9 protein-coding genes are annotated in these 23,803 nt (G+C 49.0%); 6 read left to right on the plus strand and 3 right to left on the minus strand.

From position 1 onward, the window contains the following. Nucleotides 1-648: 648 nt before the first annotated feature. Nucleotides 649-5,850 (minus strand): ATP-binding protein, encoded by a 5,202-nt coding sequence (locus FHI25_RS01795; protein WP_210514475.1) that lies wholly within the window; start codon nucleotides 5,848-5,850, stop codon nucleotides 649-651. 840 nt (nucleotides 5,851-6,690) lie between these two features. Here FHI25_RS01795 and FHI25_RS01800 point away from each other — a divergent pair. The 6 genes from FHI25_RS01800 (at nucleotide 6,691) to FHI25_RS01825 (ending at nucleotide 21,017) form a co-directional block, all read left to right on the plus strand. Next, nucleotides 6,691-7,740, plus strand: a complete 1,050-nt coding sequence (locus tag FHI25_RS01800) for a hypothetical protein (protein WP_210514477.1) — start codon at nucleotides 6,691-6,693, stop codon at nucleotides 7,738-7,740. Nucleotides 7,741-8,274: 534 nt separating this feature from the next. Next, complete coding sequence (locus FHI25_RS01805; RefSeq protein ID WP_210514479.1) at nucleotides 8,275-9,516, plus strand: Druantia anti-phage system protein DruA; 1,242 nt, start codon at nucleotides 8,275-8,277, stop codon at nucleotides 9,514-9,516. Nucleotides 9,517-9,524: 8 nt separating this feature from the next. Then, nucleotides 9,525-12,383 (plus strand): hypothetical protein, encoded by a 2,859-nt coding sequence (locus FHI25_RS01810; RefSeq protein WP_210514481.1) that lies wholly within the window; start codon nucleotides 9,525-9,527, stop codon nucleotides 12,381-12,383. Next, nucleotides 12,380-13,453, plus strand: coding sequence for a hypothetical protein (locus tag FHI25_RS01815; protein ID WP_210514483.1), 1,074 nt, complete (start codon nucleotides 12,380-12,382; stop codon nucleotides 13,451-13,453). The genes FHI25_RS01810 and FHI25_RS01815 overlap by 4 nt, the downstream gene beginning before the upstream one ends. Nucleotides 13,454-13,482: 29 nt before the next feature. Beyond that, complete coding sequence (locus FHI25_RS01820; protein ID WP_210514486.1) at nucleotides 13,483-19,047, plus strand: DEAD/DEAH box helicase; 5,565 nt, start codon at nucleotides 13,483-13,485, stop codon at nucleotides 19,045-19,047. Nucleotides 19,048-19,052: 5 nt separating this feature from the next. Continuing rightward, the gene (locus FHI25_RS01825; protein WP_210514488.1) at nucleotides 19,053-21,017 is read left to right on the plus strand and encodes an AAA family ATPase; all 1,965 of its coding nucleotides are present in this window, start codon (nucleotides 19,053-19,055) and stop codon (nucleotides 21,015-21,017) included. Between the two features lie 112 nt (nucleotides 21,018-21,129). Here FHI25_RS01825 and FHI25_RS01830 read toward each other — a convergent pair whose 3' ends face one another. Together FHI25_RS01830 and FHI25_RS01835 are read right to left on the minus strand one after the other, a co-directional pair. Further along, complete coding sequence (locus FHI25_RS01830; RefSeq protein WP_210514490.1) at nucleotides 21,130-21,552, minus strand: hypothetical protein; 423 nt, start codon at nucleotides 21,550-21,552, stop codon at nucleotides 21,130-21,132. A 660-nt stretch (nucleotides 21,553-22,212) separates the two neighbouring features. Continuing rightward, nucleotides 22,213-23,691, minus strand: a complete 1,479-nt coding sequence (locus FHI25_RS01835; protein WP_210514492.1) for a Fic family protein — start codon at nucleotides 23,689-23,691, stop codon at nucleotides 22,213-22,215. Nucleotides 23,692-23,803: the final 112 nt, after the last annotated feature.

The following is a 23,803-nucleotide window of genomic DNA, read 5'->3' on the forward strand; positions in this document are numbered from 1 at the left end:
ACCGGCCCCATATCGTTTGAATTGCTGTAACGCGGCAAACCCGAACAGGGCAGAGAAAATCAGAATGAATTTGCTTTCAAACAATCCCTGGATCACGCTCGCGGCAAGCACATTCAGCCAAAGCGGCTCCCCGTCCTGCCATGCCCCGCCAGCAAACCCAAAAGTAATCGCAAAGAAGGGCAAATTGACCACAAGTATCCCGAACAAGGCGAACGCGCGAAGGGCGTCAATTGATGACTCACGTTGCAGAAACATCTTCCGTCTTTCCTCTTGATTAGAACTCTTAGTGGAAAGACGTTTGGCAACTGATTTAATTCAGGGGGTAAGGGCGACTTCTGCTCTGCTTATGCATGCTCGACCGCAAGTCCCATATCCCCGAATTATGACAAACCATTGGCGGCACCGACGCATATATGCGTCGGTCTCAGGCGGCATAAATTTTCGGGAAAAATTGCCACGTGCCACAGAACCTGACATTCGGTATGTAGCGAAATCAATTACTTAGAATTTCCGACTGCCAGACAAGTTGACATGGATTGATACGTAAGCTGACAATTTCTGACTTCAGTTGATACGTCTCACTTCGTGAAATGCAAGATGTGCGCGGTAATACCGCGCCTCTTGTGCACCCCCTGCTTGTTGAGGTCTTTACGGATTTCGTTCTAAAACAGAAAGCCGTTGTTGGAGATTGGCTGCTGCTCGTACATTTTTCGTCAACAGGATGTCTGATGCACGGACCAAGCTATCAAACAAGGTTCTGTCTTTCTTTACGTCTAAAGAATATTCGTTAATTAGCATGGTGAAAAAATCGCAAGCGCTTTCTCCGTTTGCTGCATTTTTCCAAAACTCATCGTTATCGTGATTACGTATTACTGCATTCGATATCCACGTTGGAGCCGGACCAGAGCAAAATGCTTTTCCCGGTCCTAAAACGAATGTGACCAAGAAGCTGAAGAATGCAGGTGTATGACCAAAATTATCGACCCACCTTTGTATATGCTCTAAGAATTTTTCTGCATTTTCCCATGGCGTTGGAACGAGTGGTTGGCCAAAAGAAAAAATTGAAATGACAACGCACTCGCCAAAACCAGATGAAACAAAATCGCGGGATTTATGCCATTCAATACCCGGATATGATAGAACCAGATCGAACAACTCGTCCCAGCACGTTTGAACATTTGAAGAAATGACGTTGTCTATTGCTATGTGGTTTCTAACATACGACAGCAACAGATCGTCGAGCAGTTTTTCGCCTTCTTGCCTGTGAAGAAGTCTTCTGACGGGCGACAAAACAAGCTCTTGACGCTCATGCTCGTTTAGATGTGGAAGGAGTACTCCACACCACTGCATGAAAGAGTTTGTCCACTTATACGGAGTGTTACCATGGTGCCCGTTGTCCCATGGGGGAGCAATCCGCATTTCAGTCCATCCAATTAGGTCGTTTAGTAATTGCACAACCTGAGAACGATGTTCTTGTTCTTCAAAGATGAGATCAATCGGTTGTGAAAATAGAATTGTTGGAAGCTGGTCCCACAAAAGCCTGTATTCTGAACGTGCATAAAACTCTTGAGAGGTTGGATCGGACATAGGGCTGTTAATAGACTTCCAAGGTTTCAAAATTCTCGGCATCTCGCCATTTTCGCCATTGTCCAAAGCTGTAATTGATTTTTGCAGTTCTGACTCCGTCCATTCGAGCCGTTCTGCCGAAACCTGAAACCCGTAGCTGCCAGAGCTTGTCATAAAGATGCTCTCAGGTATTGCGCACAATCGGGTGCCAAGAACTAGTATTTCCCAACAAAACTCAGCTTCCTGCTCCCAAATGTTTTTGAGATTCGAAAATATAATATTTTTGACGGCATTAAGTGGATGCAAGCTTAGGCATAGGAGGATATCTCTATCCTCCTTGGTGCTATTTCCTCTACGTACAAGAGAGAGGAAGCCGTAGGCAGCCATAACGACAGGGTGAAAACTGACAAAAGAATCTGGGAAAGTAATTCCATCGTTTTCCAGTGGTGTTCTGGAAGCTTCAAGAATAATGGATTTTGCCCATTCAAACTCATTGGTGTCGTAGTCCGCATTTTGCAAAATCAGTGCAGCAGTCCCAGCTACCGCTCCCATTTTTGCTCGCTGGGCTAATTCTTCCACAGGTGGCAGTCCAGAAGAAAAATCAATTTCTAATTTATATTTTTGTGCAACTTCTATTGCATCTGGTAATGACCATCTGTCTTTAACTTTCCCTTCTTCCAAAGACTGCTCAGCCCATATCGCGAGACTTGTAGCTTCGTTGAACTCTTTGTGTCGCTTGAGGAACTCTTCGTCTGGAGCAAGTGATGAAGGAGGAATGTACTCAAAGGTAAAGCTTTCTCCGTCAACATTGTCTGTTAACTGGTAGTTTTGCGGGTCGCACATTGCGACCATTCGATCTACACGCTCTTTAGCGTTAGCTACGACCTCAGGATTCTCTGAATCCTGTTCAAATTCTAAGTCCAGAGCCTCACTCTGTAGCGAAGAAACTTTTTCAAATAGTTGAGCTTTTAGCTCTGGAGTACCCTGCAATAATATCTGAGGAATAAGGTTTCGGATTTCCAACTGGCGATGAGGGCTGGCATTGCGCTTCGCAACAGCATCTCGAAAAGCAAAATCACGAAACCCGCCAATAATATTAGAATTGTTGCGCCCATCTTGCACGCATCGATGGATGTCCCAGTCCCATAGCTTCGCATTTGTCAGAAAAGGCAGTGATGCTTTTAGGCATTTTTCCGGGGACTTTAGTAAGATCGCGCAACAGGCACCAACGGCACCAACACAATAATTTTCATGGAGAACCTTGCGGAATAATTCATTGGGGTCCCGTTCATTATCAATCTCATGTTCCATCCACATTTCGAGTGCCATCAATGCTGACATGACAGTATATGGCCCGGGCCCCATTCCTCGGTTCCACGTATACTCTCTAAAGTGCCCCCAAAACTCCTGTTTTCCCCATTCAAACTCCAAAACCAACGGAAGCGGTGTTGCGGACCGTTCTGTCTTTAATATCTCAAGCCATTTATCCATAGCAGCATTGCACAAGCCACGAATAAGCCTTAGGCCCTCAGTCTCGTTATTGTATAACAAGACTAGAAACGGTGGACGTAGATGCGAAGGGCTGAAGAAAAGACGGTCTTCTTCTATTCCGAGCTCATTGAAGTCTGTAAATAAACTTCCAAAGCCAAAAACGTCATCCTCATCAGAGGGTGGGGAAATTAGCGCGCTCAGAAGGAAGTCCACAGTCTCCTTCGGAATTGCTCGCGCAATAAGGTTTGAATTCTCAATTATGTATTCGGCACCAGAGCCCCTATCTTGTTCAGAAATCCATTGAAGGTGATCGGAAACGATTTCTGGCGCACCATCAGCGCACCTAAGTAGGATAGAGAGTAGGCGGTCTCTAAATTTCTCATCTCGCCCGACGCCAATATCTTGTAAATACGTTCGTACTTTCGAATAACCAGAATCAAAATTACTTCCGTAACTTAAATTTTTTAAATGCTTGTCGGCCCAGATGGCAACTTTCTCAGCCATCCAAGTTGGCACTTTATCGTACCCAATTGCTATTGTTTCCAGAAGTAGTGAAGTCTCTTTAACAAGACTGCTCGGTAAATCTTCTAAGAAAGGCAGATACCAGTTTACAAATGGCTGCCAGCTTCTGATTCGTGGCAATGCGTGGGACTGCGATACTTTAATTATATCCGCTTCACTGTATCCGGGCAGCAATGGAAAATTCAGATAACGAGGATTTGGATCAACCTCTATCGTCCGCAATGCACTCATCAATTCATTTAACAATACCTGAGAGCTATCCAAAAGTATGGGCTTGGACTTAATCAGCAGACTGGGGGCTCTGGTCGAGAGTAAGGGAGAAGATAATACTGCACGCCTCCAGCGTGGTTGGAGTTCGCTGGAGCTTACTGCGTTAAGTAGTTTTCCCCACTCTTCATGATCTGAATATCGCTCAATTTTCCATTGCCCAAGAAGTTGGACTGCGTCCAATAGCCTCAAGGGTTCGCCGGTTTCAATTAGTGTTTGTGGGATTTCCCTCTTATCGTGCTGTAGTGTTAAACAAAGAGTCCAGTCTTCAATAATGTCGTGAGCAAAAAGAACTTGTCTTAGGTCTGGATCGTGACGGATTACGTCATCTTTTTCTAGATCTGCAAGGGCATTTGGATTGACTTCTAATGAGCTGATGGGGCCATCAAGATTTGCGAGGCGGCGGCTTCCTAATAATAGAAGCGCTTCCTGGCGCGTGTACATCGCGGCCATGGGATCACCTTCGTCATCTGAGGTCATCTTCCAGAAATCAAGCATAAGATCGACTTCTGAAACTGTCACAGTTCCCTTACCTAGTGATAAACCACTCTCTGCTAGGCGCTTCAAAAGATAGGGGCGCTTTGCCACGGTTCTCGCACGAGATTCTTTGCTAAGAAGAGGATCAAGTTGCGGAAAATGTGTGGCTAAGCTATCAAGCTCACTATCGGAAAAATTCTCCACCTCAGTACGGCCAAGAACCATCCCCAGTTGCTGAAAATTAATCTGCTGGCGGTGCTTCAGGTTGTTTTTGCGACTGGTAATAAGAACTTTCCACCGAGCGGCCGACGGGCTATCAGTGATTGCCTTAAGAATATCGTTTATTGTAGCCCAGGTGCCCGGCGCTCCAATTCTCTCGGCTCCGTCTATCAGCAAAACAGGAACTTTGGCTGAGGAGATTTCAGCAACAATTGCAGTTATAGGAGAGTTTACTCCAAGGTATCTTGCAAACCCTTCCCAACCGGGATCATTGGAAGGAAGACGGCGTGATGAAAGTGCCAGAACTATGCTATCTGGCAGTTCACTTTCGATATAAGACCTTGCTAAAGCAGATTTTCCTGAGCCCGCCTCTCCGACTATTTCAACTACACTGTGCTCTGCTAGTTCTTCGGTCACACTTTCATGCAGATCATCTCTCGGGACAAATGAACCAAGAATATCAAGTTGTATGTCACCAAGAGCGCGTTGTGAGAAATCATGAACTCGTTTGAAATCTGCAGCGATTGCCCCTTGTCCAACTAGTTGGAAACGCCCTGCCAAACTCTGAATTAGAGTCTCGCGGTTATGAGAGCCTGCGGTAGGCTTTGCCTCGTCAGCCAGAGTAATCAGTGCATCCCAGAGCGCTGGAGATTGCTCTGCTTTATCCGGTGATAGGCAATATCTCAAGCGATCAGAGATTTCTACTAGGCTGTGCGAGCTCTCCCCAGATTCGAAATCGAAGTACAAGACGACAAAGCGACGGAGGAAACACCACAAATCGTTATCCGTTGGTCGAACCTCACTCGCTGTTTCTATCACAGATCGAATGCATTCCAGAAATGCCCTCATACCGTCGCTAGCAGAATTCGGCGTCGTAATTCGTTCAAAAAAGTCCTGCTCGCTATCACTATGACGAGCCCAACTCAGAACCTTTCGGCCATCAATTTCTACATTTTTTTCAATAGTTCCTATCGCCGCGCCAAACCGGATTTCACTATTTTCCCTGTTGGCAGAAAATGTGTCCCAACAATCGCTAATCACTTCACGAAATAGTGCATTGTCACCGAAATTGAGTGTTCGCTTTACCTGCAAGTCTAGGCGACCGGAGCCATTTGGGAGGTCGCAATATACTTTCACATCGTCAATTGGGTTTTTGTCACTTTTGCGTTGGCATTTAACGGCTGAAACTGAGCTTCCGGGTAAGTGCCCGAGAACGGCTCCGCCGTAAAGAAGACTGGCAAAATAATAGGCCGCAACTCGACTCTCGAAATGTATGCCACCGCCACCTGTTGATATAGGGCTGGCCATATGGCTTCCTTTCGTATTCTTAAACTATAGGGCGAGTCATATCATTTTTAATCCCGCAGCACCAATTGCTCTGTGAGTGAACACCTTAATTTTGAGCCCCTTCCGGGTAGGGCTGTCGTGAACCAAGCCCGTTTCACGGTCTCGCTTTTCTGATGGTACAAACAAAGAATGGTGACACTCTTGCGTCCATTCACCTAGCGAAGATCTGAGCACGTATTTGCGTCGCATATTGAATATTTGCGTCGCATATTGAAGGGCTAAGACTGGGACACACTCATCCCATCACCGAACCGTTGGCAAATGGCATTTTACTGGTGACGAAGAATGCATGTATGACCACGAAAGAGGGCCTACACCAGAATACTCAGCTTGCGGCTTTAATTTCTAACTAAACTTGCAGGGATGTCAGGTGCCACAAAAGCTGACATTCGACATACAGCGAAATCAACAACTTGGGATTTCTGATTGCCAGAAAAGTTGCCACGGCTTGCCACATAAGCTGACAAAAATTAGCTGAAATGACAGAAAAGGCGACATTTTTCCCACTGAGGTTAACCGATATTAAATCTCAGAATTAAACCAGTCTCGATAATCGTATTTTGAAAATTTAAGGCTCACGCACGATACAAAACAGCAACCAAGTCATGGTCCGCCACACCTTAAGCTGAAAAACCATTCAGCCACGCCACCTCGACGCACAAACTGAGCAAGGATAATCTGTTTTACGATAAATCAAATATACTGATAAACGTTGCGTTGAAGTCGTAGACACGGCAAGGTTGAGGGTAACATAGCTAGTTCAAGGTCGACAAAGTCGCCGCTACAAATTTGGAGGTCAACGTGACTCTAAACGTTTTTCTTTCTTCGAACAGTCGCAGCGGCTATTCCCAAGACCTAATTGACCTTTTCGCTAAACCGAACGGCACACGACACCAATTTCGCTATGCAAAAAAATGGATCTCTGAGCAGGTTCTAACAAATATCTCCAACAGCAAGCAATTGTCTAAGCAACGCGCCATGCTGTGCTACTTAGATCAAGCGACGAAAAATGTCACACCCTCCATATTGCCAGTCAGGTTTGCGAGAATTGTTGAAGTTCGAGAGCACGGCTCGACAGTGAGCATCGTATTGAGTCTAGAAGACTTTTGTAAATTCGAAAATTTGGCAAGCCTAAACACTATTATTCGAAATCAACTACCGGATCTTCCTGATTATAAGGACGGAGATCTACATGGAAAATACTGGATTTCTACCGATGACAACATCCAAGAAATCATCACCACTTCCAGTGAATTAATTGACTGGGAAAATCTGATTAATTTTTATTATGAGACACCAAACTCAAAAGAAGATCTCCCGTTCTACCGATTCGATAGTTTTACAAACTTAAAAAATAATGAAAAAGTTTCCACCTCTGAAGATGAAGGAGATTTATGCTTTAAACTTGATCCAGCAAGCACATTCGATTTGAAAGTTTACCAATTTCATCCAAAGAAGGATTTCCCAGAGTATGCTCTCCAAGTTTCCTCTGACAACGAGAAACTGGTCGCAGTGAATGGTGACAAACGCGTATTAAACACGAGATATGACCTAAAAGATTATAGATTTAGGACCAAACGGTCCATGTTCGGCTCGACTTCATACTTATCGTTCCGGCGCACGATAAACAGTACTGGAGAAGTAATCTGGGAAGATTTTCTACTCAAATTTAAAATTAAACCCTCTTGGAAACTGGTAGCCATTTATACTTTTACGATTACTGTTAGCTTTGCCGCTCCATTCATTGTCCGCAGCTACAGCAACCCTGATAATAACATTCCAGTATTTATTGCCGCTGCGATAGGTGGGCTACTAGTAAGCATTGCCACACTCTTAAAAGAGAAGGACTAAGCCCGACAAACTATAGAACGAAGTGAGGGTACCCGTCTTTTGCTTGCCATTTAAGATGTATCCAGCCAAATGGGACATAATGAGAAACCCCTTCTCCATCCAGCACACGATGTCCGTTGTCACTCACATATAGCCTTAAGGGCTCATTTATTCTTACCGTCTGACCGTCGCCAAACGTATACTCTCGCCATAACTCACTGGTGATATCCTTGAAGTCCAAACCAGAATCATTGCGGAACTCGACTACTTGAGACATATCTCAGCTCCTACTGTCCAATGGTGATTTTCAGACGCTTAAAACAGTGTTTTAAAACATCTTTCATCCACATAATTTGTCTACGCCGGAAACATCAGCCTCAATATAGAATAACACAGAACACGACACCACCGTGAGAACTGAAAATAGGTGTTAGGCAGCAACCACCATGCTCACGAGAGTTGTACCTCCTATCATCTTTCTCTTGCAGGGTGTAACGTGTCTCTATGAATAGGCCATTGAATAACGAATCAACTCCGCTGCGAGAAAGACTAAGAATGCAAGAAAAGGATAATGTTGTCAGCATTGCTTCCCGTGAAGCCAATATCAAAAGAAAACTTCGCTCACACCTAAGGGAGCTCGGCTTCACAAAATCTGATGATGGTATCTTACAAATAACTGGGAACGGGAAGGAAGTAGTTCGCTCTCTGCACCGAGTGCAGAGAGAAGAAAAGCTCAATAAAAACCAAGAATTTATGCGCGCAAAAAGCGAGAAATTGCTATCGTATTTTGCCTCCGGAAGCGATGTTGACCCTACTAGAATATCGCCGGTTCTTGAACGTGTTTCGGCAGGGACATTTCAAGGAGATTTGTTCCGCTTTGCCTCTATGACATGGTCCGTGCCAGTATCAAACGGCTTCGGTAGACGTTTGCGCTATCTAGTTTGGGATGAGAGCAACGGTAAGCTAATGGGCTTAATCGCCATTGGTGACCCTGTTTTCAATCTCGGTGTAAGAGACAAGTTTATTGGCTGGACAGGGAAAGATAGGAGTGCTCGACTAGTTAACTTAATGGACGCCTACGTTCTAGGCGCACTACCCCCATATAATATGCTACTCGGCGGTAAACTTATAGCATGTTTGCTCCGTAGCCGAGACATATATGACGACTTTTTCAGTAGGTACGGCGATACGACCGGAATAATATCAAACAAAGAAAAGAAGGCAAGATTACTCGCAATCACGACTTCTTCTTCTATGGGGCGATCATCGGTTTATAACCGACTAAGACTGGGCAGCGTGCAATACTTGAGATCCATTGGCTATACTGGCGGATGGGGACATTTTCACATACCCGACCAACTGTTTGTAGAACTGCGCGACTATCTACGCGACATTGATCATACGTATGCTGATCAACATCAATTCGGGCAAGGGCCAAACTGGCGACTACGAACTACCCGAGCAGCGCTATCAGCACTTGGGTTTAAAGAAGATTTGTTAAGGCATGGAATTCAACGCGAGGTATTTATATGCGAACTCGCATCAAATACAGTTAAAATTCTAAACACTGGGAAAGGGCGCCCGGACCTGACAAGGTTGTTATCTGCGAAGGAGGTTTCGGAATTGGCACTGGAACGTTGGATACTGCCACGTGCCATACGTATGCCAGCCTACCAAAACTGGACTTCCAGTGACCTCGTGAATCTTTTCGGCAAAAAAACACGAATATTGAGTAGCCAACCAAGCCAGATAGAAAGTTTTCCTCCCGAGGATAATCTGATTGGAAAATCTAGTTAAGGATGGTCATGGTTCTCGATCAGTGGCAGGAGAAGATGGAACGGCACTTCAGGTCGCTTGCTGAGCATCGGGCAAATTCTAGCTTTCCTATCTTTGCTTTAGAACATGGCCTATCCGATGATGATTTAGAAGAAATTGCGAAACAACTTCATTCACGGTTAAATAACGGCCTTCGACTAGCACCGCACTGGCTATTGTGGACAATTTATGCCGCTGAAAAAGGCTATACTTACGAAGGCGGGGAATATTGGAAATCTTTCGAAGAAGCTACACCAGGATGGAACTATAATGATCGATATCGAGTTTCGACTTGGTTTTCAAAATTTCAGTCAAGGTATAACGGAGTAATTCCCTCCGGTCTGTGGGCATCACATTTTAGGATTATCGCCTGGCCGATAACCCATGCTGTGTTACCACGCTATTTACAACAGCAGTTTGCGCGAACGTTATACGATTTAAGATTTAAGTTCGCCAACCTCGCTACGATTGAGCCAGTTGCACTAGGAAGACTAGTCGCCAACAACGCGTATCATACGTCGACACGTTTCGAGCAATTTCTCCAACAAGAAGAACTGGTTGGTCGCATTGTTCTTGCTTTGCTTCACGAAAAGTCTATCCAAGGACAAGCTCCACTTCTGCCCACGACTCTTACGCGAATAGTTACAGACCTTGAAAAAATGCGAGATGCACGTGACTGGCTAAGAGAGACAAGTCGCGTCGTGGCTGATCGATTTAAAGGTATTGGTCAAGGCCAAATTCCACAGTTCCCGAACAAATACGGACCTTCCGCAGACCGAATTCAGCATGCAAAAGGACCTGATATTCGTCCCGATTTGCGCTTGCGATACTCTGGCGGCGGGCACTGGACTCTTATTATGGACATCCCCAATTTTAGGGGAGTTGCTGCGCTTAACCCAGACATCCGCCAATTTCTTCGACAAACTCGTTCACGGTTAAATGGTGATAATGTCAGACGACCATCTGATTGGATTCTATCTGGCAATCGCCGTGCTGCTCTCAAAGTATGGCCCGACCCAAGTAAACCGCTGATCAACTTTGAGTCCTCTAACAAAGCCGTTGATTATCTCCTTTCTAGTCAATGTCGAATGAGCCCCGGGCCAATTTGGCTCTTTCGCATAGGCCGTGACGGTATTGCCCGCGAAATTGCCAGCCACCTAGTGCGCCCCGGCTATGATTACATTCTTACATCACAAAACAAGTTTGAAGACCTACCAGAATGCGCAATCAATTGTACCATTGACTGCGGCGACATCTTCGCCATCAGATTTTCGTTACCTTCCGAAGTTACCCCTGAGCAGATACAGTGGTTACAAGCATTGAATCTAGAGCTAGCCAGGACCATCCATATCTGGCCTGCAGGCCTCTCCGCTAGGCACTGGGATGGAGAAGGACAGAGCGAATGGTTGACAATTGAGAAGCCATGTTTCGGTATCGCTTCCGATCATCAAGTTGACTCCTACCTTGTCACACTTGACCATAGTTCAACTTCAATCTTTCAGGCTCCTCGTCCAGGAGAGCCAACTTTCATTCAGTTACCAAAACTAACCGAGGGAACACATCTCCTCACAGTCCAGGCTCATCGTAGCGCCGCGACTATTGATAGCATAGGCGTTCCTTCCACACATGAAGGCTATCTGGAACTAAGAGTGCGAGAACCTGAGCCGTGGATAACTGGGACTACATCCCATGTAGGTCTTATAGTCACACGCAACCCTCATGACGCTACTTTAGATGTGTTCTGGGAGAATGAGTTAGATCTGACGGTTTTCGGTCCCGAAGGTCGTCAGGTTACACCTTATGTAAGCCTCGAAAATGCCAAAGGCGATGAAATCTACAGGGCCCAAGTATGCCCCACCATGGATTTGCCTATTTTCCCGGAAATTTGGAAGAAGCGATTTCTAGAGTTCCTAAGGCGGGAAAATGCTGAGTGGAGATATCTAGAAGCCGCTTCCGGCTACCTTATTATTGAGGGACAAGAACTCGGACGGTTCATAACCCGATTTGATCACGATTTGCTGCCAGTCCACTGGGTTTTGCGCAATCACTGTGATGCTATAAATCTCAGGCTTGTCGACGATACAGGTCAAGAAAGAACAGAGCCAAAATGCTGTTTTCTAAGCATGGAAACACCAAACAAAATCACGTGCATTGATCCTGCAAGCGCGGTCAGGGGTTTTGTCGTTGCGCCTCCTGGAGGACTATTTTTCTCCCAACACGGCAAGTTCCGAGACTTGGTTGTCATCAGTACAGGGCTCTCCAGCAGCGGCTTAGGGGGGCTGGGTGTTCAACCAGTTTATGACCGTATTTCCAATAGCCCTAAATCCATCATTAAGCACATGAGAATATTGAATTTCTGGCGGTCCGCACGGCTAGCCGGTTTCCTGGCAAACACGCGGCGGGCTCAGGTTATGACTGGCTTGACAACTCGCCTCTACGGTGCACTCGCCGGACGAAGTTGGGGACGGGCAGAAGCCGCCTTCATGAGAAATGTTGACCGGGAAACAGGGTTCGATCAGCTACAATCAATGCTTGAGCACAGAGGTGGCTTTCCCGCCGTGTTGCGTCGCGATGCCAAGAATATAACTTCAAGAAGAAAGGCCATCACAAACTGGTACATCGAATTGTCCGCTCGATATGGAGTTTGCTCCGACCAAACTCTTTGTACACTAGCAGTCGACATCGCTAGTCGACCACACGAAGTGCCACTCCTTTATCGAGACAAACTACCAGTTCTTCTCAAACGTCTGATGGAGAAACCGCTTTTACTTCGAGGCGCTAGGTTTGTTGCACTAAGCCACGCCTGCACCGACGATCGATATCCAGAACTACTGCCGAGGTGGGAGTGACGATCAACCAACTTACTGCAGATGAGGTTTTAGCCTACTGTCGAGCGTCACTTGGTCTAAGAGACGAACGGGACGAACTCGATGACATTTTATTGGCCGGCCTTTTACGCCGTGCAGCGGGTATATTTTGTCCATGCTCAAAAACCGCACTTAAGCATGCGCTTACGGATAGCCTTGCATCATTACATACTGCAGATCCCAGCACACTTGCTGATCGGTTAGAGAATTTAATCGAAACCATGCTCATCGCAGGCGATCTATTGGAATTATCTGAAGTTGCAACCGAAGATCCTGAAATCAAAGGAACATGGGTATTTGCAGCGCCACCATCTTTTGCAATTCGCCACAACGGAACCGCCTATCTCATCGGTATCGCCCCCGACCAATATAATCTATTGCCAGAACACCTCGACCAACGGGTGACTTACTCTGGTACTTCACGTTACATCCTTCCCAAATCAGGAGAAGATTTAGCCAAACAGTTGACTGCTCTGGGACTAAATCCGTTGCCTGAGACGGTGTGGTTAAAATCCCCCACACCACAGAATCCAGAAAAATTAGTAGATTGGTTTAAAAAACAACTGGAAGCACAGAGTGCGTGCGGCCCGATATCTGGCCTTGAAATACTCGACCATTCTCGCGAGGTCACTTACTACAGAGGCCGATGGTGTACCCCACATGATCATACAGGAACTTACATAGCGAGAAGGCCACAAGAATTCGGAGCACCACTTTGGAGCTTTGTAGAATTATCCAACGGCAACCTACAGCGAATAATTGATCTCCCCCCAAAACACTATCGCTGGCGTGGATGTGATGCCGCATGGTACCTTCAAATGGCGATTGACTACACTAAGGGGCAACCCCAAAAATACAAACGAAGCATTGCCAATGGCACTGTCCGTTTTGACTTCTTCTCGCCATTGCCCCTTTGGGTGCATCGACGACTAATAATGTTTGGCCAAGAAAGACCGGGCAAAAACAGCCTGTTTGCATATGAAATGCTTCCGGGGGAAGTTGAAGACGAAGAAAAAAATCTCGTGGAGAACTTGTGGCTGGCAAGAATATAAAATTAAGTAACCCAGGGGGGGGCCAGAGAATGCAGACGATAAAAGATACGATCGATAGCCTTCGTGGCTCACTGAGTGACTATATCGAGGCCACGTACCATATTAGCGCTCCGTCATTGATTGCGCAGCGGCAACACCTTCTTGAACGTGACGGTGTCATTCATCGTGTCCCTTATCTCGAATCGACACCTAAATACCAAACGGGCGATACATTCGGCTCGATGGTCGGACTACCGCCTGCCGCGCAGACGCTCTTTTCACGATTGAGTTCTCCGAGCGAGGGCCTTCCGCGGTTGATCTACGATCCTCCATACAAGCATCAGGCGGAGTCACTTCGTCACAATTTAATCGACGGAAAAAACTTGGTCATTATGACCGGGACTGGTTCCGGAAAGACCGAATCTTTCCTTCTTCCAATCCTGGGTAAGTTTGCGCAGGAAGCGCAAACACGTCCCAGTGTTTTCGCTGAGCAGCCCGCGATGCGGGCGCTGATAATGTATCCGATGAATGCGCTCGTAAACGACCAGTTGGGGCGACTTCGTGCCTTGCTGGGCGACCCGCGCCTTGTCAGGTCCTTCAAGGAGTGGTGTGGCCGCCCACCTCGATTTGCCCGATATACAAGCCGAACACCGTATGCGGGCATTCGCACGTCGAAGAAGGATTCGTCGCGGCTACAATCCTTCGACAGCTTCTACGTCAACGTGCTCAAGCGTGCGGACAGCGACGATGCTGAAGAGAAAGCACAAGCTGTTGAACTGCTGACCGCCTTGAAGGATCGCGGCAAATGGCCCGCAAAACCCGATCTTGAAGCTTGGTTCGGGGAAAAGGGCAGCGCCTGGCAAGACCGGAAGACGGGAGAATTCGTCAGGGCGGTTACGCTACCTGATGACTCCGAACTTCTGACGCGACACGAAGTCCATGCCGCGCCGCCTGACCTGCTCGTCACGAACTACTCGATGCTCGAATACATGCTCATGCGGCCGATTGAGAGAGCAATCTTTGACAGGACACGTGAGTGGCTTGCTGACAACCCGAACGAGACCTTTCTGATAGTGCTCGACGAGGCCCACCTCTATCGCGGCGCCGCCGGCGCAGAAGTGGGATTGCTGCTAAGACGGTTGCGGGACCGGATCGGTATCCCGGAAGACCGGTTCCGGGTTATCTGCGCGACAGCGAGTTTCAAAGATGCCGACTATGCCCCGGCGTTTGGATCGCAGCTCTCCGGCGTCCCGGCTGATACCTTCGTCCCAATCGAAGGCACACTCGATCTCAAGGAAGGTGCCGGGAAGGGAACGTTGGAGGACGCCGAAGCCTTATCCGGGATTGATCTGAATGCATTCTACGATGCGGATTCTGAGGATTCCAAGCTGGCATTTATTACGCCGTTGCTCGACTACCGAGGCATCAAGGGGGCGAAATCGACAGAACGCGGGCTCTTCGATGCGTTGAAATCCTTCCCTCCAATGTGTGCCCTGATCAATGCGACGATGGAGGAAGCCCGGCCTATCGCCGAACTCGGCACTTTTCTGTTTGCGGGTGGTGTTCCACCCAAAATGGTCGAGGAAGCCGTCACTGCCCTCATGGCTCTCGGCAGTGTGGCGAGGCCGGAGCCAAACTTGCCCGGACTTCTACCATGCCGCATACACAACTTCTTTAGAGGCCTTCCCGGTCTTTGGGTCTGTATGGACCCCGACTGCAGCGAGCTCTCCGAGGATCAACGTGATGGCATCTGCGGAAAGATGTACTCGCAGCCATCGGAAGAATGCGGTTGTGGTGCCCGGGTCCTTGAGTTGTTCACCTGCCGCAATTGCGGAACTGCTTACGCTCGCGCCTATACCGACGACGTCGATTCACCGCGTGCTCTCTGGTCCGAGCCGGGATCCCAGTTGCGCATGGCGAGTGGAGAGACAAGCCCGTTGCTACCTATCGACTTGCTTCTCGAGCACCCTGCGCACGACGATGGCGCCGAACCGGCCGACTACGATCTGGAAACAGGGCAACTGAATCCGCTCACACCCGGACCGCGCATGCGAACGGTCTTCATCCGTCAGGATCGACTCAACGATACCGCCGACGACGAGAATGAGAACGACAACAGCTTCGAGTCGCGCGGCCAGTTCACTCCGTGTGCGGTTTGCGGCAAGACCGCGCGATTTGGGCGAAGCTATGTGCAGGACCATCAAACCAAGGGTGACCAGCCCTTTCAGGCGTTACTCGCCCGACAAATCCAAATTCAGCCTCCAGGGCCACAGGAAGCGACACCATTTGCTCCTCTGCGCGGCCGCAAAGTGCTCACCTTCTCTGACTCCCGACAAGTGGCAGCTCGTCTCGCACCAAACCTGCAGATGTATTCCGAGCGAGATTCTCTCCGCCCCCTGATCATCAGTGGCTTCAACTGGCTCAAGGAACAGGATGCAATTCGTCCGCACCTGAATCTAGACGATCTATATTTTGGTGTGTTGCTCGCATCCAAACGGTTGAACGTGCGCCTGCGTCCCGAAATGCGGGGCGGGGAAAACTTTGATGCAGAAGAAGTTGTAGACGAGGCAGTTCGCCAAGATGACCTGGATGATCCGACAACCTTGTTGAGCCTGCTGCTGAAAATTCGGCAACACCACCCACCGGAATCGCTGCTGAGCAGTATGCTGACGACATTGACTGATAGGTTTTGGGGGATGGAATCCCTAGCGCTGGCAACGTTGAAAGAAAGCGAATCTCACACAAAAAAGATCTTGGGCTTACCGCCGATATCGGGAGTCGCTGAAACCGATGAGGCCAAGCTGGCGCTTGCGCGCTACTGGCTGCGATGTTGGAACAACAACGGCTTCAGGCTTGCCCAAATGCCGGGAACTTGGATTAATCGCCCGCCATCAGAAGGATTTCGTGTCAAGCCGCGAAACCCGAAAGCCAAGATCAGGGCGATTGAATCCGTCATAGACGATAAGGCCGCCAGGAAGGTCTTTTGGGATAGCTGGTCGCCTGAACTATTCAAGTGGTTCACGCAATCAGTGGAAAGTGGGTATCGTTGCCTGAACGGCAGCGAGCTCTCGCTCCAGTTTGAAGGTGCCTGGTTGCATTGCTCGAGTTGCAAGTCGGTCCATCGTCCTATCCCGGGCATTGAAAATTGCCTTGACTGCGGAAGTAATACCGTCTCCGCCCTTGATCCAGAAGCCGACCCGGTCTTTCTTGCGCGCAAAGGTTTTTATCGCAAACCGGTTACGCAGGCACTTGAGGACCCGCCGCGACAGCCGATGGCTCTCATTGCCGCTGAACACACTGCCCAACTCAACGCACCGCAAAACGAAGACGTGTTCTCCAAGGCAGAAGAAAATGAGCTCTTGTTCCAGGATATCGCGCTGAGTGGGAGCGGTCTTGGAGGCCGTTCCACCGCAATCGACATTTTGTCCAGCACGACGACTATGGAAGTCGGTATCGACCTCGGAGCCTTGTCCGGCGTGGCCCTGCGGAATATGCCACCCGGACGCGCCAACTATCAGCAGCGGGCAGGCCGCGCAGGCCGCCGCGGCAATGCTGTGGCCACAGTCGTCGCGTTTGGGAGCGCAGACAGCCATGATGAGCACTATTTCTCCCAGCCAGATGAGATGATCCGGGGAGATGTCGTCGACCCGAAATTGACATTGGACAACATTGAGATCGTGCGCCGTCACATCCGTGCGTTCCTCCTTCAGAACTATCACCAAGATCGTCTTCCCATTATCGACCCGAACCAACCACACGACCTGTTTTCGGTTCTCGGAAGCGTATCCGGCTTTCGGAAGGCGGATTCACTCTTAAATCGAGACGACTTCGCCGCATGGCTCGCCGCTAGCGAGGAGGCGTTGCGTTCCCGGATAGCCGGGTGGATTCCTGAACAGCTATCCGAAGACGATCGGGCCCTTCTCCTCGGTGAGTTCCTCAGTGATTGCCTTCAAGCTGTGGACAAGGCCATCGCCCCTGGTCCCGGTGAAGAGGATGAGACTGAGGATGAAGATGTCGACGATACTGACGGTGATGAAGAAGCGGCCGAGGAAGGAGAAGAACATCCTCAGCAGGCTTCCAACCCCGGCAAGATGCTGGACCGCCTCCTTTATTGCGGGAAGTTACCGCGATACGCCTTTCCTACGGACGTTGCGACCTTCCATGTGTTCGATCGCGACCGATCGTCCCGTCATCGCCACATCATGAAGTTCGCTCCGTCACAGGGCTTGCCGATAGCGCTTTCCCAGTATGCGCCGGACAAACAGGTCTGGATCTCGGGTAAGTGCTACACCTCGGGGGCCATATATTCGGTGATGAAGGACGACCGCTTCCATGCTTGGGAGAGCAAGCGTCTCTATATGGAATGCAGCGAGTGTGGTTTCGCCAAGACGTTCGAAGCGGGTGAAATGGTCCGAAATGAGACGACTGATTGCGAAGCATGCGGTAGCGAAAACACGTTTGGACCCGCTCGCTACTGGATGCGGCCACCGGGATTTGCGCACCCGGTGGGTGTTGAGGAGATGACGTCTCCCGACGAAATTCCGGAAACCAGTTACGCCACCCGAGCGAAATTGACGATGGACACGCCTGGAGACGATGACGGTTGGTCCGAAGCCAATGAGCGCATCCGTAGCCTAAAAACCCGGCGGCACCTCCTGGTGTCGAATACGGGTCCGAAGCAAGAAGGATACAACTACTGTATCAAATGCGGACGAATAGAAGCGAGCAACACCCCTTCGCCGATTCTGGCGGCGCCCCACCGTAAGCCTTATCCGGATGATGATGACAAACTCATGTGTGATGGAATTGGACCGACACGCCACTTGGTGCTTGGGACCGATTTCATCACTGACATCGCGTTGTTCTCAATGCGCGTCGCCGCACCGCTCAAGCTGAAGCCGGGGCACTATTCAACAGATGTCGCGCTACGAACTGTCAGCGAAGCACTTGCCAAGGCGGCATGCCAGATACTGGAGATAGAGCCTGGCGAGTTGATGGCCGAGTATCGACCTGCGCTCACTCCTGCGGGCAAAAGCGGGCTGGAAGCAGAGATCTTTCTCTATGATACGCTTCCTGGCGGCGCGGGCTTTGCGAGTCAGTTTGCAGATCGCGGACTTGAGTTGTTCCAGCACGCACTCCAGTTGCTGAAAACCTGCCCCGAGGACTGTGACGCTTCGTGCTACCGCTGTTTGCGGAGCTTCAAGAACAAATTCGAACATCGCCTGCTCGACAGGCATGTAGGCGCTGAACTGCTGGAGTATCTGCTGACAGGACAGAATCCGGGATTCAATGCTGAACGCCTCAAGCGATCTACAGCCTTGTTGTTGAACGATCTCCTCCGGCGCGACGAGGGGCTGGCGACATTCGAGGCTGAGCCAAAAATCTCCTATGGGAATGGAAAGTCAGTAACTGCTCCAATTCTCGCTGAGTGCAAAGGGCGGAAATTCGTCATTGCGCTTTCGGGGCCATTGACGACAGGTCATCCCGCTGATCCAGCGATAGCTGAATTTCGCGACAGCGGCACTGAGTACCAGGTGATTGTCGAGAATGAACTCGTCATACGGGGGAACCTTCCAACGGCAACGCGCACCATATACCAGCAGATTACCGGTTGAAATAGATGATAGAACTAGTTGGCGTCGGCGAAGGGAAGGAATACGAGGCAGCACAGCATTTGCGCAAGCAACTGCTTGCCGTCTGGCCCGACCTCAGCCAGCACCCCCAAGATCATGTGAAGATTTTCGTTGGCCTTAAGCTCTACGGACATCCGATCGAAGATATCGACCTTTTTGTGGTGGGCCAGTTCTCCGAGCCACGCCAGTTCGACATTGAGTTCAAATTCTATCCGCGCGAGGGCGAGCCTTTCGTTCCGCGGCGCGCTTCGGTGCGCAACTTCGCCCTTGTCATTGAGGCCAAATCACACGATGCGACCGGTGTTAGGTTCGACGACAAGGTTGCTTCGGTAAGGTATCCCAGAGGCTGGGAGTGCGTGACCGAGAAGGCCCGGCAGCAGGTATTCGAACTCAAAAGGTACCTTGCACGGAACGGAGTGCCGAAAATCTATCTCCAAGATCTGATTTTCTTTTCCGGGCTAGCCGAGGTTGATCTCCCTAAGCGACCACACAACTGCTTTGGAATCGATACAAGCTTCGAACGCATCCTAAACGTTCTGGGCCAAGTGTCTTCTCCGGTGAACAATAACCGTAACGTTACCCTTAGCTTCGGGTCGGAAGAAGTCTTCAACTCAATTTTTTCCCAAGAAAGCACTTTGCTTCAAACTATGGAGCCCACACCACTCGACCGAAGAAGAATGGATCGCATCGTGAAGGCAGCATTGCCGGAAGCTTGGCTTGATGACCTGATGCGCAAACAAATCGTATTCCGTGGGAGGGGAGGAGTTGGGAAGACAGTCCTCCTTCTTCAGATGGCCTATCGTGCATATGACAGCAACCGGATGCGATCACTTGTGCTAACCTACAATAAAGCTCTTGTCGCAGACATGAGGCGCACAATGGCATTACTCGGTGTACCACATCAAATCGGGAAAGGTGGAATTAGAATAGACACAGTTCATGCATTCATTGGACGTCTAATGCATGAATTGGGTATCATTACGACTTACGATGATTTTTTGACACGATATGAAGAACATAAAGATACTCTTCTTAACTACATTCGCAGCGGCGCCCTTTCCTCTCAGGATCTGGCGAACCTCCTAGAAAAGAATACGGAGGAATTCTCATGGGAGCTAATCTTTATTGATGAAGGACAAGATTGGCCAACAAACGAAATTGAAATTCTGCGAGCTGTGTATCCACCTGAACATATTGTTGTTGCGGACGGTGTGGATCAGTACGTAAGAGCATCTGTAGCCGATTGGTCATCAGGACTTGCACGAGAGCAGTTGAGGCCTCGTCGTTTACGTAGATGCCTTCGGATGAAGGCAAACCTAGCGCACTTTGTACAAGATTGCGCAAAATCTTTCGGCCTTCAAAACTGGGACTTAGAGCCCAACCCAGATGCCAATGGGGGCCGCGTAATCATTGTCGAGGGCGATATGGCCACTCGCACTGCATTGCTAAATCAGACAATGGAACAGGCCTCAAAGCTCGGAAACTATCCTGTAGACCTGCTTGCATGCGTTCCGCCGTCATTAGTAGTCCACGAAGATGAACATGCATACTCAATTCCCGGACATACAATTCAACAGAATGGAGGAGCGGTCTGGGACGCCTCATCAATCGACGTCCGTGAATTCTATCCAACAGAACGTGATGCTCTGAGGATCGTACAGTATGACTCTTGTCGTGGACTTGAAGGCTGGGCAGTAATCAATTACGCCATCGACGATTTATATGATTACAAACGCGAACAATGGTTAGCTTTGTCTGAGGACCCTGGAGGACTCTTCGAGACAAGGGAAGAACTTGCGGCAAACTACGCAGCACAATGGTTGATGATTCCTCTAACTCGTGCAATGGACACTATCGTAGTAAATGTAACCAACCGACCTTCAGTTGTAAAAGATGCACTTAGAGGCATTTACAACCAGCGAACTGATTTCATTGAATGGCTCAAGATTTAGTCAACTCAACATTCTTGACTGGTTTCCTCAGAACTAAGGGCTTGATATTCTGAGAACCTATGGAATCTTTATAAGATCGTCACAGCCACCGATAAAATAGTTAACTACCGGATTAACTAAAATCCCGCAAAAAGCTCTCTACAACCCAAAGAACCTCTTCATCCGTATTGCGTTGTAGCGCCTGCAGGCCGGTCAACCCATCCAGTTCGCCATGCGACATTTTCAGAAATCGATAAACTGCCCAAGGCTTGCCCAAACGAGCATGCAGTTCGTTAAGTATCCCGTATGGTTTTCCGTCTTTGTTGAGCTGCCAGATAGGAAAACGATATCCTTTCACTGCACCATTGATACCCAACAACTCCCCGCGACGTCGCTTACCGTTCACAGTTGCGACAGAAACTCCTAGCAGCGCAGCAAACTCCTCAGAGGTCTTCATTTCCTCACCGGTAAGTATCTCGGCGGACAGTTTGCGTCCCCGTTCTCTCGCTGCATCAATAGCATCGCGCAGTTTCGTCTTGTCCGAAGAAGTTGACATGATCCTCATACTCTCCGTCGCTGACCATACTTCAATTTGGAACAGCAAGCTTTCCTGACAGGCTCCACTTTACCACAAAACCCTGCTTGCGTGCCGCACGAAGCTCGCATCTCTTTGCGCATGAAAATTGGTCATCAAGCACCGGAAATGCTATCATCTCTTCACAAGGTTGAGCTTCAGCCATTTTCATCCAGCATGAATTTGAGGCAAACCGTTGAAGCCTTCAGCCAACGTGGCTCTATTGACCGAACGCTTAAAACCCAAAAGCATCTCCGACTATCTGACCCGTTCTGGCGTGAACGTTTGAGCAGTGAGACCCCAAAATGTATCCCTGTAAAATTTCAAAGCGAGATGGTGAATTCGCTCTCACATTGCCAAATGATCTGGTTTCCAGGCTGAACCTTAAAGAGGGACAGACCCTTTTTGCGTCAGTGCAAGATGGCGTACTCCTACTTCGTCAGGGAAACACACCTTGTTACTCGCTGGACGACCTTCTGGCCGCTACAAACCCAGAAGCACTTGCGCAAGCAAACGCACACAGTGAATGGCTGGAAGCATCTCCTGCTGTAGGACGAGAAATCATCTAGTCAACCGAACCTGACTTTACTGCACTCCCTAGTTTGAATTGAGCCCGCATCCGGCCTACGGCACACGACGAACCTATCGCGGACGCTCAAGGCGCAGATAGTGCTCATTCGCCTCTTCCGGCTCCAGAAACGCATTACATGCCTCAAGAATGCTGCGCGTTTCAGCCCAATCCTGCCACAGCACCTCAGATGTCCAAAGCTGAGCAAAATCAAGCACACGGATCAAGGCCGTTGCATTTCCCATTCGGGACATACTTCTCAAACCAGCAAAATATGTATCTCGAAATACTGGGGGGATTATAGCTCTCGACTGATTGTCAGCCGACATTTCTCTGTTCATGGCAATGCGTGCCATCCGTCCATTGCCATCATCGAAGGGATGCACCTCACTGATCAGGAACATGGCAAACACGCCACGCCTAAATCCACCCTTAAGCTCATCAAGCATGGCAAATCCCTCTTCCAAGGTGCCCGTCACCTTTTCGGGAGACACAAATACATAGTCTCCTGCCATGTTGGCTTTGGCCTTGAACACACCAGGGTTCTTGCCTGAATGCCCCTGCATGACGCTAGCGTGATCTGTTCTTAATTGGCGAATAAAGGCGTCAAAGCTCGTAGGGGGCGAAGACATGTGTGCCGCACCGGAAACCACCTGCCACGTCCCGAAAAGGCCCTTAGCATCCTCTAAGCGCCCCTCGGGAATCTTGTTTGTAAAGATGATGTCCCGCGCCTCCTCTACGTCGAACTTAATTCCCTCAATGAAATTAGAAAAGTAAGCCTCATAGAAAGCACTCAACTCATTTTTGGCTGGGTTTATGGCAGAGACTGGGCGATCTGAGGGGATGAACTCGTGCAGTGCCGTAAAAAGCTTTTCAAACAGAACCACACGATCGGCATCAATCCGGGATTCGCCCCTGTTTGTTCGTCTGCCTGCTTCTGGGAGAACATTATTTACACCGAGCAGGGCACCAATGAGTTGATCAAGCTTTTCAGCTTCCTGTGTCATTCCCAACTGCTGTGCGACCGCAGATACCTGACCGCGCAACCGGCTTAGGCCGTCTTCCCCATACCGCTCCAAATAGGCTTCTAGATACGCCTCGAGTTCATACTGGTTATATGTTCGCGCGACATGCCGCGAAGAGGCACGGGACGGAACCATATTTTCGATCAGGGCGCGTGCCGGGCTCGGGATACATACGCCGTTTCTGGTTCTGGTGTCGTCTGAGAGCGGCGCATGCCCACGGCGAACATAAATGGTCAAACCAGGCAGAACAGTATTCTGGCCAGTTGAGGTGACGAGAAATATGCACCCATCATTGGCTGGCCCATTCTGAAGGGCTGTACGCCCGTCAAGAACAGGTTCTGAGTATAGCTTTGAGACGATTTCCCAAAGGTGACGGCGCACATAGTCCTTGAGCGGTGTATCTATATCCTTGGTATATAGCCCGCGCGCCAGCCATCTCACTCTGTTCGTCTTTAGTGCATAGGAAATAATCTGCCGCGACGATGGTGATGTCGTGAAAAGTTCAGGCAGATTTTTTAACGACTGCATATACAACAATTCCGCCAATAAGCATGAATAGCCCAAGCATTTTTTGGACAAACTCAACAATAAGATATGGATTTATTGACAAATAGACGAATAAGGATCGTCAAAAAAAGCT

The organism is Thalassospira sp. ER-Se-21-Dark (assembly GCF_017922435.1).
Classification (GTDB): Bacteria; Pseudomonadota; Alphaproteobacteria; order Rhodospirillales; family Thalassospiraceae; genus Thalassospira.